Annotated in this window: 14 protein-coding genes and 1 tRNA gene; 4 read left to right on the top strand and 11 right to left on the bottom strand. The window is 70.7% G+C overall.

Annotation, left to right across the window (positions count from 1 at the left end; translation table 11 throughout):
- Nucleotides 1-23: 23 nt before the first annotated feature.
- From birA to K5L01_RS11915, 4 genes are all read left to right on the top strand, one after another.
- Nucleotides 24-989 carry a bifunctional biotin--[acetyl-CoA-carboxylase] ligase/biotin operon repressor BirA gene (birA, locus tag K5L01_RS11930; RefSeq protein ID WP_250064729.1) on the top strand — a complete coding sequence of 322 codons (966 nt, stop codon included), beginning with the start codon at nt 24-26 and terminating at the stop codon, nt 987-989.
- Nucleotides 986-1,723 (top strand): type III pantothenate kinase, encoded by a 738-nt coding sequence (locus K5L01_RS11925; protein ID WP_250064728.1) that lies wholly within the window; start codon nt 986-988, stop codon nt 1,721-1,723. The genes birA and K5L01_RS11925 overlap by 4 nt, the downstream gene beginning before the upstream one ends.
- Nucleotides 1,724-1,732: 9 nt before the next feature.
- Entirely contained in the window at nt 1,733-2,461 is a 729-nt protein-coding gene (locus K5L01_RS11920) for an SPOR domain-containing protein (RefSeq protein ID WP_250064727.1), read from the top strand.
- Nucleotides 2,462-2,614: 153 nt separating this feature from the next.
- Nucleotides 2,615-2,690: transfer RNA gene (locus K5L01_RS11915), tRNA-Thr, on the top strand.
- Nucleotides 2,691-2,940: 250 nt separating this feature from the next.
- Here the strand turns inward: K5L01_RS11915 and K5L01_RS11910 are convergent.
- The 11 genes from K5L01_RS11910 to K5L01_RS11860 form a co-directional block, all read right to left on the bottom strand.
- Entirely contained in the window at nt 2,941-3,699 is a 759-nt protein-coding gene (locus K5L01_RS11910) for an iron ABC transporter ATP-binding protein (RefSeq protein WP_250064726.1), read from the bottom strand.
- On the bottom strand, nt 3,696-4,664 hold the full coding sequence (locus K5L01_RS11905; RefSeq protein WP_250064725.1) for an iron chelate uptake ABC transporter family permease subunit: 969 nt from the start codon (nt 4,662-4,664) through the stop codon (nt 3,696-3,698). Before K5L01_RS11905 ends, K5L01_RS11910 begins: the two co-directional genes overlap by 4 nt.
- Nucleotides 4,657-5,619 (bottom strand): ABC transporter permease, encoded by a 963-nt coding sequence (locus K5L01_RS11900; RefSeq protein ID WP_250064724.1) that lies wholly within the window; start codon nt 5,617-5,619, stop codon nt 4,657-4,659. The genes K5L01_RS11905 and K5L01_RS11900 overlap by 8 nt, the downstream gene beginning before the upstream one ends.
- A gap of 55 nt (nt 5,620-5,674) precedes the next feature.
- Entirely contained in the window at nt 5,675-6,622 is a 948-nt protein-coding gene (locus K5L01_RS11895) for a siderophore ABC transporter substrate-binding protein (protein WP_250064723.1), read from the bottom strand.
- Nucleotides 6,623-6,740: 118 nt separating this feature from the next.
- Nucleotides 6,741-8,099 (bottom strand): ATP-binding protein, encoded by a 1,359-nt coding sequence (locus tag K5L01_RS14955; RefSeq protein WP_250064722.1) that lies wholly within the window; start codon nt 8,097-8,099, stop codon nt 6,741-6,743.
- A complete protein-coding gene (locus K5L01_RS11885) occupies nt 8,096-8,821 on the bottom strand; it encodes a response regulator (protein ID WP_250064721.1) in 726 nt (241 codons plus the stop codon). The genes K5L01_RS14955 and K5L01_RS11885 overlap by 4 nt, the downstream gene beginning before the upstream one ends.
- A 342-nt stretch (nt 8,822-9,163) precedes the next feature.
- A complete protein-coding gene (locus K5L01_RS11880; protein WP_250064720.1) occupies nt 9,164-10,357 on the bottom strand; it encodes an ABC transporter permease in 1,194 nt (397 codons plus the stop codon).
- Nucleotides 10,354-11,109, bottom strand: a complete 756-nt coding sequence (locus K5L01_RS11875; RefSeq protein WP_250064719.1) for an ABC transporter ATP-binding protein — start codon at nt 11,107-11,109, stop codon at nt 10,354-10,356. The genes K5L01_RS11880 and K5L01_RS11875 overlap by 4 nt, the downstream gene beginning before the upstream one ends.
- Before the next feature lie 31 nt (nt 11,110-11,140).
- Nucleotides 11,141-12,670, bottom strand: a complete 1,530-nt coding sequence (locus tag K5L01_RS11870) for an alpha/beta fold hydrolase (RefSeq protein ID WP_250064718.1) — start codon at nt 12,668-12,670, stop codon at nt 11,141-11,143.
- A 67-nt stretch (nt 12,671-12,737) separates the two neighbouring features.
- Nucleotides 12,738-12,935 (bottom strand): helix-turn-helix transcriptional regulator, encoded by a 198-nt coding sequence (locus tag K5L01_RS11865; RefSeq protein WP_250064717.1) that lies wholly within the window; start codon nt 12,933-12,935, stop codon nt 12,738-12,740.
- Between the two features lie 210 nt (nt 12,936-13,145).
- On the bottom strand, nt 13,146-14,114 hold the full coding sequence (locus K5L01_RS11860; protein WP_250064716.1) for a helix-turn-helix domain-containing protein: 969 nt from the start codon (nt 14,112-14,114) through the stop codon (nt 13,146-13,148).
- Nucleotides 14,115-14,210: the final 96 nt, after the last annotated feature.

The following is a 14,210-nucleotide window of genomic DNA, read 5'->3' as shown; positions in this document are numbered from 1 at the left end:
CTGTTGCGAGCGAAAGGTCTGTGGTGGACGACCGCGAACTGCTGGTCAAGCTGGGGGAAGGGGCATTCTCCGGGGGCGCGCTGGCCCGCGAGCTGGGCCAGACCCGGGCGGCGATATGGAAGCGGATACAGGGGTTGCGGGCCGCAGGCGTGGCGATCGACGGCCGCGCGGGCGACGGTTACCGCCTGGCGCAACCGTTGGAGCTGCTGGACGTCGAGCGCATCCGCGCCGGCGTGTCCGCCGAGGCGGCGGCCACCATCGCGGACCTGGAGGTGCTCTGGGCGGTGGACTCCACCAACAGCGAATTGCTGCGGCGCAGCGCGCCTTTGCGCGGCGTTCACATCCTGCTGGCCGAGCGCCAGGCCGGTGGCCGGGGCCGGCGCGGCCGTGCGTGGACCTCGCCGCTGGCCGCGGGCATCGTGTTGTCGCTGTCGCGCGCGTTCGCCGGCGGCCTCTCGCGCATGGGCGGGTTGAGCCTGGCGATGGGAGTGGCCGTGGTCGAGGCGCTGCATGCGCTGGGGTTCGAGGCGGCCGGACTGAAGTGGCCCAACGATGTGCAGGTCGACGGCCGCAAGCTGGGCGGCCTGCTGGTCGAGGGTGGCGGCGAGTTCGCGGGACCGGCGCGCGCGGTGATCGGACTCGGACTCAATGTATGCATGCCGGAAGGTGCGGCCGCCGCCATCACCCAGCCATGGAGCGACCTGCAGTCGCTGACGGACCGCCCGCTCTCGCGCAACCAGGTGGTCGCGACGCTGGTCTCGCATCTGCTGCCGGCGCTGGAGCAGTTCGAGCAGGACGGCCTGGCGCCGTTCCTGCCCCGCTATGCGGGAATGGACGTGCTGGCCGGCAGGCCGGTGCAGGTGGAGGAGGCGGGAACCGTGCATGCCGGCCTGGCCCTCGGCCTGGCCGAGGACGGCGCGCTGCGCGTGTCGGTCGGCGGGGACGAGCGCTGTTTCCATGCGGGCGAAGTCAGCGTGAGGGCGCAATGAGCGATTGGCTGTTCGACCTGGGGAACTCGCGGTTCAAGTTCGCGCCGCTGCTCGGCGGTGATGCCGGCGCGGTGCAGGCCTGGCCGCACGGCGCGGAGGCGATGACCGCCGCCGCCCTGGAAGCGCTGCCGCAGGGCGGCACCGCATGGGTGGCCAGTGTCGCCGCGCCGGCGCTGACCGCAACCGTGCTGGAGATCTTGCGCGCCCGCTTCCAGCGCGTGGAGGTGGCGCACACCCGCGCGGAATGTGCCGGTGTGCGGATCGCCTATGCCCGGCCGCAGCGGTTCGGTGTCGACCGTTTCCTGGCGCTGCTCGCGGCCAGGAGCGCGGCGCGGCCGGTGCTGGTGGTGGGCGTGGGCACGGCGCTGACGCTGGACCTGATGGATGCCCGGGGGCGGCACCTGGGCGGGCGCATCGGCGCGTCGCCGACGACCATGCGCGAAGCGCTGCATGCGCGGGCGGTGCAGCTGCCGGCCACCGGCGGCGACTACCACGAGTTCGCCAGTGACACCGACGATGCGTTGGCGTCCGGCTGCGACGGCGCGGCGGTGGCCCTGGTCGAGCGCAGCCTGCGGCATGGCGCCGCCCTGCTGGACGCGGCACCGGCACTGGTGCTGCACGGCGGCGGTGCTGGGCCGCTGGCGCCGTTGTTGCCGGATGCCGAGCTCCGGCCGACGCTGGTGCTGGACGGACTCGCGCGCTGGGCGGTGCACGCCGCGGCGCCACAGCGCTAGGATCACGCCATGGTGATTCGTTTCCTGATCGTCGTACTGGTCATCCTCAATGCAGGCGTCGCGCTGTGGTGGTGGATGCCGCGCACCCCGCCCGCCACCGTTCCTGCTGCCGAGGACGCGGGAGTGGCGACGCTGGAGCTGGTGTCGCCGGAGACGCTTCCGCACAGGTCCATTGCCGATCCCGCGCCGGCAACCGACGCCGCTGCGGTACCGGAAGTGCAGGCGCCGGTACCGGCCATCGCCGCACCGGCGGCCACGGCGCCGCCTGTCCAGGTTTCCGAACGCTGCGCCAGCCTGGGACCGTTCGAGAGCCGCCAGCGGGCGGAGGCGGCGGCCGCCGCGCTGGGTGCGCAGGCAGTACGCACGCGGGTGCGCGAGGTGGCATCCAAGGCGGCTCCCAACTACCGCGTCTACATCCCTCCGGCGGCCGATCGCGACGCCGCGCAGGCGATGGCCAAGCGCATCGTGGATGCCGGGTTCAGCGACTACTTCATCGTCGCCCAGGGCGAGGACGCGCATGCCGTGGCCCTGGGCCAGTACCGCAACCGCGAGGGCGCCGAGCGCCGCCTGGCGGCATTGACCGCGGCAGGCTTCCCGGCGCGGATCGCGCGCAACCCGGGAGAAGGGGACGCTAGCTGGTGGCTGGATGTCGCCCACGCCGGGCAGACGGCCGCCGAGCTGCAGCGCCGCAGCGGCGCCGCGCAGCGGCAATCGCTTGATTGCGCCCGCCTGCGCTAGAATGCGGCCGCTGCGGAGGGGCGGTGGCGCCCAAAGGAGCGAGCCCGGTTCCGGCCGGAAAGCCCGGGTCGTGACCGGCCCCTGCACCGGCTTGCGGTCCGCCACCCTGCATCCACATCGCCCCTGCCGGGCCGTAAATCCCCGTACGACATTGCCGCTTTAGCTCAGTTGGTAGAGCAACTGATTTGTAATCAGTAGGTCCACAGTTCGAGTCTGTGAAGCGGCACCACCCCTAACCCATTTTCCCTGCCGCAGGCCGCCACGGCATGGGGGTCGCACTGTGCGGTGTTCGGGAAGGCCGGCTTTCCCATGGAAGTGCAGCGGGCGTCGGAAGGCGTGGAGGGTGGCCGTGCATGCCACCGGGTAGCGGCGCGTGCCGGCGTGCCCGCGAAAGGCGTGGTTCGGGGAATGCTGCCGAAAAGGTCGGCGGGAAGCCGTGGAGGTCTCGGCGACGCATGGCCGCGCGCTCCCGAGGTGGGTCAGTCGTAGAACAGCGCGATCCGCTGTCCGTCGATGAGGTGGACGGTGATGTCCATGTCGTAGACCTTGCGCAGCGCCTCGGGGGTGATGACGGCTTCCGGCGGGCCCTGCACCGCCAGCCGGCCGTCGCGCATCGCGATGATGTGGTCGGAATAGGCCGAGGCGAAGTTGATGTCGTGCAGCACCACCACGATGGTCTTCTCCAGCTCGCGCGCCGCCTTCCTGAGCAGTCTCATCATGCTGGCGGCGTGCTTGAGGTCGAGGTTGTTGAGGGGTTCGTCCAGCAGCACGTAGTCGGTGTCCTGGCAGAGCACCATCGCCACGAACGCGCGCTGGCGCTGGCCGCCGGACAGCTCGTCGAGGAACCGCCCGGCCAGCGCTTCCAGGTCGAGATAGGCGAGGGCGCGCTCGATGTGTTCCAGGTCGTCGCGGGTGGTGCGCCCCTTGCTGTGCGGGTAGCGGCCGAAGGCGACCAGCTCGCGTACCGTGAGCCGCGCGGTCATGTGGTTGTCCTGGCGCAGGATGGCCAGGCGCTTGGCCAGCTGGGCGCTGGGCGTGCGGGCCACGTCCAGTCCGTCGACGGTGACCACGCCGGCGTCGGCCGCCAGCAGGCGGCTGGCGATGGACAGGAAGGTGGACTTGCCGGCGCCGTTGGGGCCGATGATCGAGGTCACGCCGCCGCGCGGGAGCGTGACCGAAATGCCGTCGACGACGACCGAGCGCCCGTAGGCCTTGCTGACGTTGTTGGCGACGATCATCGTGCCGCTCCTCTCAGGATCATGAGGATGAAGACGAGTCCGCCGAGGAACTCGATGATGATGGACAGCGCGGTGTCGAACTCGAACACGCGCTCCAGCAGGGTCTGGCCGCCGACCAGGCAGATCACCGCCAGCAGCACCGCGGCCGGGAGCAGGTACCGGTGCCGGCTGGTGCCGACGACACCGTGGGCCAGGCTGGCCACCAGCAGGCCGAAGAAGGTGATCGGCCCGACCAGGGCGGTGGAGACCGCGACCAGCACCGAGATCAGGGCCAGGATCAGGGTGACGCGGCGGCGGTGGTCGACGCCGAGGTTGATCGCGGTGGAGCGGCCCAGCGCCAGCACGTCGAAACAGTGCCCGATGCGCCACAGCACGAACGAGACCGGCAGGATCACCAGCCAGGACACGGCGAGCAGGGTCTGGTCGATGGCGGAGAAGCTGGCGAAGAAGCTGTCCTGGAGTACCTGGAAGGCGTTCGGGTCCAGCAGCCGCTGCATGAAGGTGGACAGGCTGCGGAAGAACACGCCGCAGATGATGCCGATCAGCACCATCAGGTGCAGGCTCCGGCCGGCGCCGCTGAACAGCCAGCGGAAGAGCACGGCGGAGAAGCCGACCATCAGCGCCACCTCCATCACGAAGCGCAGGTGCACGTCCATCAGTGCGAAGGTGGCGGTGCCGAAGAACAGTACGATCGAGGTCTGGATCAGCACGTACAGCGAATCGAACCCCATGATCGACGGGGTCAGGATGCGGTTGCTGGTGACGGTCTGGAACAGCACGGTCGAGACCGCGACCGAGTAGGCGACCAGTACCAGGCCGAGCAGCTTGGTGCCGCGCAGCCCCAGTACGAAGCTCCAGTTGCCCTTCACCCCGAGGGTCATGAAGGCGAGCATGCAGCCGACGGCGAGTGCGGCCAGGGCGGCGATCGCGATCCGCGGCCGCTTGCTGGCGGTGGACTCAAGCATCCTGGGACCTCCGCCGCAGCAGCAGCCAGGCGAACACGCCGCTGCCGATCACGCCCACGATCACGCTCAGCGGGATCTCGTAGGGCTGGCGCAGGACGCGGCCGAGGATGTCGCAGGCGAGCACGAAGGCGGCGCCGGTGACCGCCACCCAGGGCACCGCACGGCGGACGTTGTCGCCGATCGCGAGGCTGACCAGGTTGGGCACGATCAGCCCGAGGAACGGGATGGTGCCGACCGAGACCAGGCACACGGCGGCGATCAGCGAGATGATCAACAGGCCGGCGAACATCACATAGCCATGGTTGGAGCCCAGGTTGGTGCTGAACTCCTTGCCCATCCCGGCGACGGTGAAACGGTCGGCGGCGACATAGGCGGCGATGGTGCAGGCCAGGCCCGCCCACAGCAGCTCATAGCGGCCGCGCAGCACCGAGGAGAAGTCGCCCATGCTCCACGCCAGCAGCGAGGCCAGCAGGTTGAACCGGTAGGCCAGGAAGGTGGCGACCGCGCCGATCACGCCGCTGAGCATCAGCCCCACCAGCGGGACCAGGACCACGTCGCGCAGCGGCACGAACTTCAGGATCCGCAGGAACAGCAGGGTGCCGGCCAGGGCGAAGGCGGCGGCGATCAGCATCTTGCCCATCACCGGCCAGCCCGGCACCAGCAGCGTGGCGACGAGGAAGCCCAGCGTGGCCGATTCGGTGGTGCCGGTCATCGACGGTTCGACGAACCGGTTGCGCACGATCATCTGCATGACCATGCCGGCGATGGCCAGCGACGACCCGGCCAGGATCAGCGCCAGGGTGCGCGGCACGCGGCTGATCAGCATGACCTTGTTGGCGATGTCCTCGCTGCCGCTGGCGAAGAACGAGGACAGCGAGACGTCGGCGACACCGACGAACACGCTGACGACCGCCAGCGCGGCGGTCGTCAGGAGAGCGATGAGCAGGTAGCGCACGAGGAACGGTGGGACGAGGAAGGGCGGTCCGCGGCGTGCGGCCCGCCCTGTCGACTCAATGCGTGTTATAGGCGGTCGCGACCTGGTCCAGCAGCAGGGTCACCGCGTCGAAGCCGTGCATGGTGACGTATGCCGCCTGCGGGTCCAGGTACACCACACGGTCGTTCTTCCAGAAACCGGCCTGGTGGAGGAGCTGGTTGTCCAGCAGTGCCTTGGCGGCGCCGGCCTTGCCCACGCCGGCGTCGCGGTCGATCACGAACAGCCAGTCGGGATTGGTCTTGACCAGGTACTCGAAGGTGATCGCATCGCCGCCGTGTTCGCGGTCGTCGACTTCGTCGAACACCGACGGGATGCCCAGCGAGCTGTACATCCAGGAGACCCGCGACTGCGGCCCGTAGATGCCGAGCCGGCCGCCGTTGGTCACGATGACCAGGCCGCTGCCCTTGCCCTCGGCGGCGGCGCGCGCGTTGGCCACCTTCTCGTCGAGCTGGGCGATCAGCTCCTTGGCGCGGTCCTGGCGGTCGAAGAGGTCGCCGTACAGGGTGAGGTTGGCCTTCAGGCCGCCGATGACGTCGGTGTTGTCCAGGGTGGTGTCGATCGTCGGGGCGATCTTGGACAGGGTCGGGTAGGCCTTGCGCGAACGTGCGCCGATGACCACCAGGTCCGGGGTGGCGGCGGCGATCGCCTCGATGTCCGGCTCCTGGAGGGAACCGACCTTGATCATGTCCGGGGTGACCTTGTCTTCCAGGTGGCCGGGCACGAACGTGTTCGGCACGCCGGCGACCTTCACGCCGAGCGCGGTCAGATTGTCGAACGCGGCCCAGTCGGTGACGATCACCGTGGACGGCACGCCCTGCACGGTGGTCGTGCCCTGCGCATGCGTGACGGTGCGGCCGGCTTCGGCGGCCGCCTGGGTGTCGGCGTCCTGCGACGCGGGACCGCTGCAGCCCGCCATCGACAAGGCAAGGGCCGCTGCGAGAACGGAGGAGACAAGTGAGCGCATGGGCAATCGATACCGGAAGGTGATGGCAATGAGAATTATTCCCAATTAACTTTACGCAAGTTTGTCCCTTCGTGGCAACTGCGACATATTGTCGCAATCCGCCACAATCCGATGGCCGTCAGGCCGGCAGGCGTACCGTGGCCACCAGGCCGCCCTCATCGCGGTTGTCGAGAGTGACCTCGCCGCCGTGCGCATGGATGCTGGAACGGGCGATCGCCAGCCCCAGCCCGCCACCGCCGCCTTTCCGGCTGCGTGCCGGATCCAGGCTCACGAACGGTTCGAACGCCTGGCCCAGCAGTGCCGGGGGAATGCCGGGGCCGTCGTCGGCGACCCGGATGCGGATGTCCCCGGCCGCACGGTCCATGGAGACCTCCACCCGGGTCCGGCAGTGGCGGGCGGCGTTGCCGACCAGGTTGTCCAGCGCGCGCCTGAGGTGGACCGGTCGGCAGCGGTAGCGCAGCGGGCCGGCGATGCGGCTGTCCACGGGGGCGCCGATCGCACGGTGGTGCGCCACCACCTGGGCGATGAGCCCGGCGAGGTCGACCTCGCGGGTCGGCTCCTGGTGGGCGTCGTCCTTGGCGAACTGCAGGGTCTGCTCGACCAGCGAGGTCATCTCGTCCACGGTGGACACGATGTCCTGCCGCAGCGACGGGTCGTCGATGAATTCGGCGCGGATGCGCAGCGACGTCAGCGGGGTGCGCAGGTCGTGGCCGATCGAGGCGACCATCCGCATCCGGTCCTTGACGAAACGGGTGAGCCGGTACTGCATGTCGTTGAAGGAGTCGGCGAGCTCGCGGATGTCGCTGGGCCCTTCCGGCGTGATGGGCGCGCCCTGTTCGCCACGGCTGAAACGCCGCGCCGCCACGGTGAGGGCGTGCAGCGGGCGCATGATCCTGCGGGCGAACAGCACCGCGATCAGCATCACCGGCAGCAGGCCGACCGGGATGGAGAACGCCAGCACCCGTTTCCAGTGGGCCTGCAGCATCAGCGGTCGTTGCCGGCTGTGCAGCCAGCGGCCATCGGGCAACTGCAGGTGGAGGTCCAGGAGGTGGCCGGTATCCAGCGCCGGGTCGGCGTCCAGCGAGGGCGGTGCCAGGGGGACGGCGGCGTCGGCCGCATGCAGCTGGACGCGCACGCGGCCCGCGGCCAGCCCGGTGCGCTGCCGCAGGCGGTCGGCCATCGCCTGTTCCTGGGCGTCCATCGGGTGCGGTTCGGCCGGCGCCGCGGGAACGGTCCGCAGCAGCGAGTCGGGCTGGCTGAGCGCGGCCAGCACCCGGTCCGCGCGCCCGCCCAGGTCGGTGGCCGCGATGTAGGCCGAGGCCACATGGGTCTCGATCGCCCGCGCCGACAGCGGGTGGATCTCGGTCGGTGACCGCCAGCGGGACAGCATCACCACGCCCACCACGTGCGCCAGCAGGACCGCGAGCATCAGCAGGGCCAGCAGCTGCCCGGCCAGGCTGCGGGGGCGGACCTTCACCGCGGGCCCGCTTCGACCCGCGCGGTGAACAGGTAGCCGTCGCCGCGGATGGTCTTGATCATCAGCGGGTTGCGGGCGTCGACCTCCAGCTTGCGCCGCAGCCGGCTGACCTGGGTATCGATGCTGCGGTCGAAGGTGGCGGCTTCGCCCCGCTGGGTGAGGTCGAGCAGCTGCGAGCGGGTCAGCACCCGGTTCGGGTTCTCGGCCAGCACCCGCAGCAGGTGGAATTCGGTCGTGCTCAGGGAAATCGGCTCGCCGGCCGGATTGCGCAGTTCGCGGCTGGTCACGTTCAGGGTCCAGTCGTCGAAGCGGAAGGCATGCTCGGTGGCCGCCGCGGCCGGCGCCGGAACCGCTTCGCGCCGCGCGCGCCGGAGCACCGAACGGATCCGCGCCACCAGCTCGCGCGGATCGAAGGGCTTGGCCACGTAGTCGTCGGCGCCGACTTCCAGCCCGGCGATCCGGTCGGCCTGTTCGGTGACCGCGGTGAGCAGGATCACCGGGGTGCCGTGGTGCTCGGCGATGTGGCGGCACAACGACAGCCCGCCTTCCCCGGGCAGCATGATGTCGAGCAGGATCAGGTCGAAGCCGTGCTGCTGCAGGCAGTGGCGCAGGCCGGTGCCGTCGGCCACCGTTTCCACGTCGAACTCGAACCGGCGCAGGTAGGCGGCGAGCGGGTCGCGGATGTCCGCGTGGTCGTCGACGATCAGGATTCGGGAACGCACGCTCGACGCCGGTCAATGAATGAGAATTATTCCTATCATAGCCGGCGCTCCCCGGCGGGGACAGCGCGCCATCCGGACGGGCGGACGTCTGCCGCGGTGCGCCCAGCCCGGCGTCCACCGGGATCGGCGGCGGCCTGCCGGAGTCCGGCCCGCGCCGGTGGGGCTGCATCGCGCAGGCGGGTATCGGCCGCCGGCCGGGTCAACGCGCGACCGGGGCGAGTGCAGATCGCGCACGGGGCTGTCCTGCCCCTGCGCGGGGCCGCCCCCGAAGGGCGGGGAGGCGGTGGTCCGTCCCCGCGGACGCCCGCCTCCGATCGACGCCCGCCCGTCAGGGCACGGTGGTCACCCGGAGATCGCCAGCCGCTCCTGCCGGTAGCGCCAGACCGCCACCGCCCACAGCAGCACCGCCAGCAGCAGCGAGGCGGCCAGGTAGACCCCCCACTGCGCCCCGCCGGGCATCTCGCCGCGGGTGACCTTCACCAGCATCTGGTTCTGCGACAGGAACGGCACCGCGTACTGCCACAGCTGGGTGTCCTTGAGCGGGTAGGCCATCAGCGCGTAGCCGGGCATCATCGCCAGCATCATCAGCCAGACGATGTGGCTCTGCGCTTCCTTCATGCTCTTGGCGCCGGCCGCCAGGCAGGTCAGCAGGGCCGTGCCGATCAGTACCAGCGGCAACAGCACCAGCAGCAGCTTGCCCATTGCCAGGAAGCTGACGTCCAGCGAACCGGAGACGCCGCGGCCGATGCTGGCGCTGAACTTGAACGAGAGCAGGATCAACAGGATGGCGGTCAGGCCGACCACCACCGATGCCAGCATCTTGCCGCTGACCAGCGCGCCGCGCGGCGCGGGCGTGGCCAGCAGCGGTTCCAGCGATTGCCGCTCGCGCTCGCCCGCGGTGGTGTCCATGACCAGGTGCGAGCCGCCGATGAAGGCGAACATCATCAACAGCATCGGCAGGATGACGGACAGGAAGATGCCGCGCTTGGCTTCGGCGGTGGCGAGGTCGCGGGTGCCGACATTCACCGGTGCGACCACGGCGGGGTTCACGCCGCGCGCCAGCAGCCGCAGCGCGCCCACCGACTGGCCGTAGGCGCTGAGCGCGGTGCGGACGCGGGCCACCTGCACGTCGCTGGTGCGGCGGGTGGTGTCGGCCACGATCTCGACCCTGGCCGGCTTGCCGGCCTGCCAGTCGGCGGCGAAGTCCGCATCGATCACCAGGGCCAGGTCCTCGCGCTGGGCACGGATCCGGGCCTCGACGTCGTCCGGCGCCTCGCGGGCGGCGATGCCGCGGCTGGCCAGGAACGCCACCAGGTTGGGGGCACGGTCGATGCCGGCCACCGGCAGGACCATGTCCTTCTCCAGCTGGTTCTCCACCCGGAGGTTGCTGAGCTTGTCGATGCCCAGGAACAGCAGCGGGTACAGCAGTGGCGCGGTGAACAGGGTCAGCAGGAAGGTGCGGCGGTCGCGGGCGAAATCGCGCAGCTCCTTGCGCATCACCGTGAACATGCTGGCCACGAATCCGGTCGTGTTCATGCGTGCAGGCCCTCCTCGCTGCCGATCAGTGCGACGAACGCGTCTTCCAGGTTTGACTGGCCGGCCTGCGCGCGCAGCTCGTCGGGCGTGCCCTGGGCCACGACCCGGCCCTGGGCGACGATGACGATGCGGTCACACAGCGCCGCGACCTCCTGCATGATGTGGCTGGAGAAGATCACGCAGCGGCCTTCGGCGCGCAGCTGCTTGAGGAAGCCGCGCAGCCCGCGGGTGGTCATCACGTCCAGGCCGTTGGTCGGTTCGTCCAGGATCACGTTCCTGGGGTCGTGCACCAGGGCGCGGGCGATGGCGGTCTTGGTGCGCTGGCCCTGGCTGAAGCCCTCGGTCGGGCGGTCCAGGAAGTCGTCCATCTGCAGGGCCTCGGCCAGGCGTGCGATGCGGGCGTCGATCGCGGCCGCGTCCATGCCGTGCAGCTGGCCGAAATAGGCGATGTTCTCGCGTGCGGTCAGGCGCTTGTAGACGCCGCGGGCATCGGGCAGCACGCCCAGGCCACGGCGCACCGTATCCGGGTCGGCGGCCGCATCCACGCCATCGACCACGACCTTGCCGGTCTCGGGCGTCATCAGCGTATAGAGCATGCGCAGGGTGGTGGTCTTGCCGGCGCCGTTGGGGCCGAGCAGGCCGGTGATCTGGCCGTCGTGGGCGGTGAAGCCCACGTCGTCCACGGCGATCACGGGGGCCGTGTCCTTGCCCTTCCCAGGGAAGGTCTTGCGGAGTCGTTCTGCGACGATCATGGAGTCGGATTCCTCGGGATTGCTTGGACGGTCACGGTTCCCAGCCATTGAAGCTGGTGAACGGCGGCACGTAATCGAGCTTCTGCAGGCAGGCGCCTTCCAGCGCGGCGGCATCGGCCTTGTCGACGAACTGGGCGAACAGCTTGGGCATGCAGCCGGCACCGAGCACCGCATGGCCCTGGCCACGCAGCACGAACAGGCGGCCGTTGGGCAGGCTCCGGACCACCTCCTCGCCGTACCGCGGTGGCGTGACCGGATCGAACTCGCCTTCCAGCACCAGCGCCGGGACCGGCGTGGACAGCGCGGCATGGAAATCGCCGGGCACGTCGCCCTTCGGCCAGACCGCGCACATCGCCGCCAGTCCCTGCGCCATGCGGTTGCCGAGCACGGTGCGCTCGTCGCCGTCGCGGGCGGTCATGCCCTGGCTGTCCTCGCTGCAGATCACCGAGAGCTGCATGCCCATGGCCATGGCGTCGCGCATCTCCCCCTGCATCATCTGCGCGAGTGCCATCAGATTGTCGTAGCGGCCGTTGCGCGCCTCGTGGATCAGCTTGGGCAGCAGGGCGGCGGCCTGTGGCATGTAGGCATACATGCGCACCAGGCCGGCGACGGTTTCGGCGTGCAGCACGCCCTCGCGCTCCTCGCCGGTTCCGGCATCGCGGTAGCGCACGGTCCGCGGCCGCGCGCGCAAGGTGTCCAGCAGGGTATCCAGTTCCGCGCGCGGGTCGCCCAGTGCTTCCCTGCAGGCGGGCGTACCGCTGCAGCGGGCGAACTGCAGCGCCAGCGCGTCGTCGAGGTTGCGGGCGAAGATGTTGCCCAGCTGCAGGGTGTTGGGCACCACCGAATCCAGCACCACGCTGCGGGTGCGTTGCGGATGGCGCATGGCGTACTGCTGCGCCACGCGGGTGCCATAGCTGACTCCGACGAGGTTGACCTGCGCCGCGCCGATGGCTTCGCGTACCGCGTCCAGGTCGGCGACCGCATCGGTGGTCGTGTAGTGGCGCAGGTCGGCCCGCGCCGACAGTGCCGCCGCGCAGGCGGCGGCCGCGTCGCGCATCGCATCGATGCCGGCATCGTCGTCGCCGGCGCCGGCGCCGGCGCCGTCGCAGGCCAGCAGGTTGGAGCGGCCGGTGCCGCGCTGGTCGACCAGGATCACGTTGCGGCGCTTGCGCACCTCGGCGAAGGCCGCGTCGATCTGCGGATAGCTCTCCACCGCCGATTGGCCGGGGCCGCCGGCGAGGAAGAACACCGGGTCGGGCTGCACGCCTTCGGGCTTGTCCGGGGACAGCAGCGCGATGTTGAGCGCGATCCGGCGGCCCTGCGGCGCGGCGCGGTCCTCGGGAACCTCCAGGGTGGCGCACTGCGCCTCCAGGCTGTCGCCGCGGGCCGGCGAGACCAGGCTGCAGGGCTGGAAGGCCAGTTGGCCGAGCACCCGTGGGTGGGCGGCGGTGTCACCGGCGACGCGGTCGTCGTCCGCGCTCGGGCCGGGCGCGAGCGCGCGGTAGCCGAGCACGGCCGCCAGCGCCGCCACGGCCAGGAAAATGCGGGTCTTGCGGGACATCATCGGAACGGCCCCTTGCGGTTGATGGACGGAGTCGGAATGCCAGGCCATGACGCGCCGGGCAGGGTTATGTGACGTCGGGGAAGAAGATGTCCTCGATCCTGGCGTCGAACAGGCGGGCGATGCGGAACGCCAGCGGCAGGCTGGGGGCATACCGGCCTGTTTCCAGCGCGTTGATGGTCTGCCGCGACACCCCCAGGCGTCCGGCCAGCTCGCCCTGCGACCAGCCGCGGGCCTCGCGCAGTCCACGCAGGCGATTGTCCATGCCGGCGCGCCTCAGCGGTACCCGGCCGCCATCAGCCCGCACCGGCAGCGGCCTGTCGTGCCGGCCGGGCAGCGGACGCCGCCGTGGCGCCGGGAGAGGTGCGGAGGGCTTTCGCCACATGCGGCGGCCTGTAAAGAGGACTTTACAGACGGTAGTCGCCGCCCGCGCGCGCTGTCAAACGGCGCGGGCATGGCCTGCCGGGGCAGGCCTTCAGGGTGCGGTGCCGCCGTTCCCGGCCAGCGTGCGGCAGTGCGCGGCGCGGCCGCCGTAGTACGAGGGCGGATGGCCGTGATGCCGGCAGAACGCGGCGCTGAAGCTGGAAGGGTGCTGGTATCCCGTGCGGTAGGCGGTGGTGGCCACGGACTGGCCGCGTGCCAGCATGTCGCGCGCGTGGCGCATGCGTATCGCGGTCAGCATCCGGTAGGGGCTGGTGCCGAACAGGGAACGGAACCCCTGCTTGAGCTTGCACTCGTTCAGCCCCGTCGTGCGGCACAGCCAGGCGACGGTCAGGGCCTGGTCGTAGTTGTCCTCGAGCAGCGCGCGGGCGCGGAACAGCCGTGCTTCGTCGTCGTCGCGGCCCCCCGGGCCGGGGCAGTCTTGTGCGAGCTGCGCGGACAACAGGCTCAACGCGGCGATCTGCAGGTCGAGCCGGCCGATCGGCCGTCCGGCATGAGCGGCGTCCAGGACCTGTCCGAAGCGCGCGACATCGGCCCGGGTGCGCCCGAACGCCAGCTGCCGCACGCAGTGCACACGCGTGTCCACGTCCCCGGGCGTCCGCAGGCCGTAACGGCGCATGGCGGGTTCGTCCACCGCCAGGCGCAGCTGCCGGACCCTGGCGTCGCCGGCATAGCGGCGGTGGCCGGTGGCGCGCCCGGACAGGCTCAGCGTGGTGTGCCCGGCGTGGAAGCCGAGCAGGTCGCCGCCGCGGCCGGCTTCATAGCCCGAGCGCCCCTCCAGCCCCAGGGTGAGGGTGAGTACCCGCGTGCCGTGATCGATCCGGCTCGCTTCGTCCAGGTCCCTGCTTGGCACGTATTCGGAGTAGATCAGCGCGATGCCCGGCTCGATCTGCAGGCGATCGACGAAACAGCGGCCGAGATCCGCCGGCAACTGCTGACGGGTCCAGCCCGGGGGACCGGCGTGGCCGGGCTGGAAATGCGCGGATGTCAGGCGAGCGCTCATCGGGGCCTCCGTCCAGTACGGCGCATCGGATACCGGCCTGGCGAGGGGCGCGCCACGAGGCCCTGCTGAGCGGGAGGGTAGTGACTCCCGCCGGCC

This window comes from Stenotrophomonas mori (genome assembly GCF_023556335.1).
In the GTDB taxonomy this organism is placed as follows: domain Bacteria; phylum Pseudomonadota; class Gammaproteobacteria; order Xanthomonadales; family Xanthomonadaceae; genus Stenotrophomonas; species Stenotrophomonas mori.
The sequence above is the reverse complement of the archived record's forward strand: the minus strand, read 5'-3'. Positions and strand labels throughout refer to the sequence as shown.

Bases quoted from the DNA above. Each gene is read 5' to 3' on its own strand.
- K5L01_RS11925 (WP_250064728.1), top strand. From the start codon at position 986: ATGAGCGATTGGCTGTTCGACCTGGGGAACTCGCGGTTCAAGTTCGCG.
- K5L01_RS11920 (WP_250064727.1), top strand. From the start codon at position 1,733: ATGGTGATTCGTTTCCTGATCGTCGTACTGGTCATCCTCAATGCAGGC.
- K5L01_RS11910 (WP_250064726.1), bottom strand. From the start codon at position 3,699: ATGATCGTCGCCAACAACGTCAGCAAGGCCTACGGGCGCTCGGTCGTC.
- K5L01_RS11905 (WP_250064725.1), bottom strand. From the start codon at position 4,664: ATGCTTGAGTCCACCGCCAGCAAGCGGCCGCGGATCGCGATCGCCGCC.
- K5L01_RS11895 (WP_250064723.1), bottom strand. From the start codon at position 6,622: ATGCGCTCACTTGTCTCCTCCGTTCTCGCAGCGGCCCTTGCCTTGTCG.
- K5L01_RS11880 (WP_250064720.1), bottom strand. From the start codon at position 10,357: ATGAACACGACCGGATTCGTGGCCAGCATGTTCACGGTGATGCGCAAG.
- K5L01_RS11875 (WP_250064719.1), bottom strand. From the start codon at position 11,109: ATGATCGTCGCAGAACGACTCCGCAAGACCTTCCCTGGGAAGGGCAAG.
- K5L01_RS11870 (WP_250064718.1), bottom strand. From the start codon at position 12,670: ATGTCCCGCAAGACCCGCATTTTCCTGGCCGTGGCGGCGCTGGCGGCC.
- K5L01_RS11865 (WP_250064717.1), bottom strand. From the start codon at position 12,935: ATGGACAATCGCCTGCGTGGACTGCGCGAGGCCCGCGGCTGGTCGCAG.
- K5L01_RS11860 (WP_250064716.1), bottom strand. From the start codon at position 14,114: ATGAGCGCTCGCCTGACATCCGCGCATTTCCAGCCCGGCCACGCCGGT.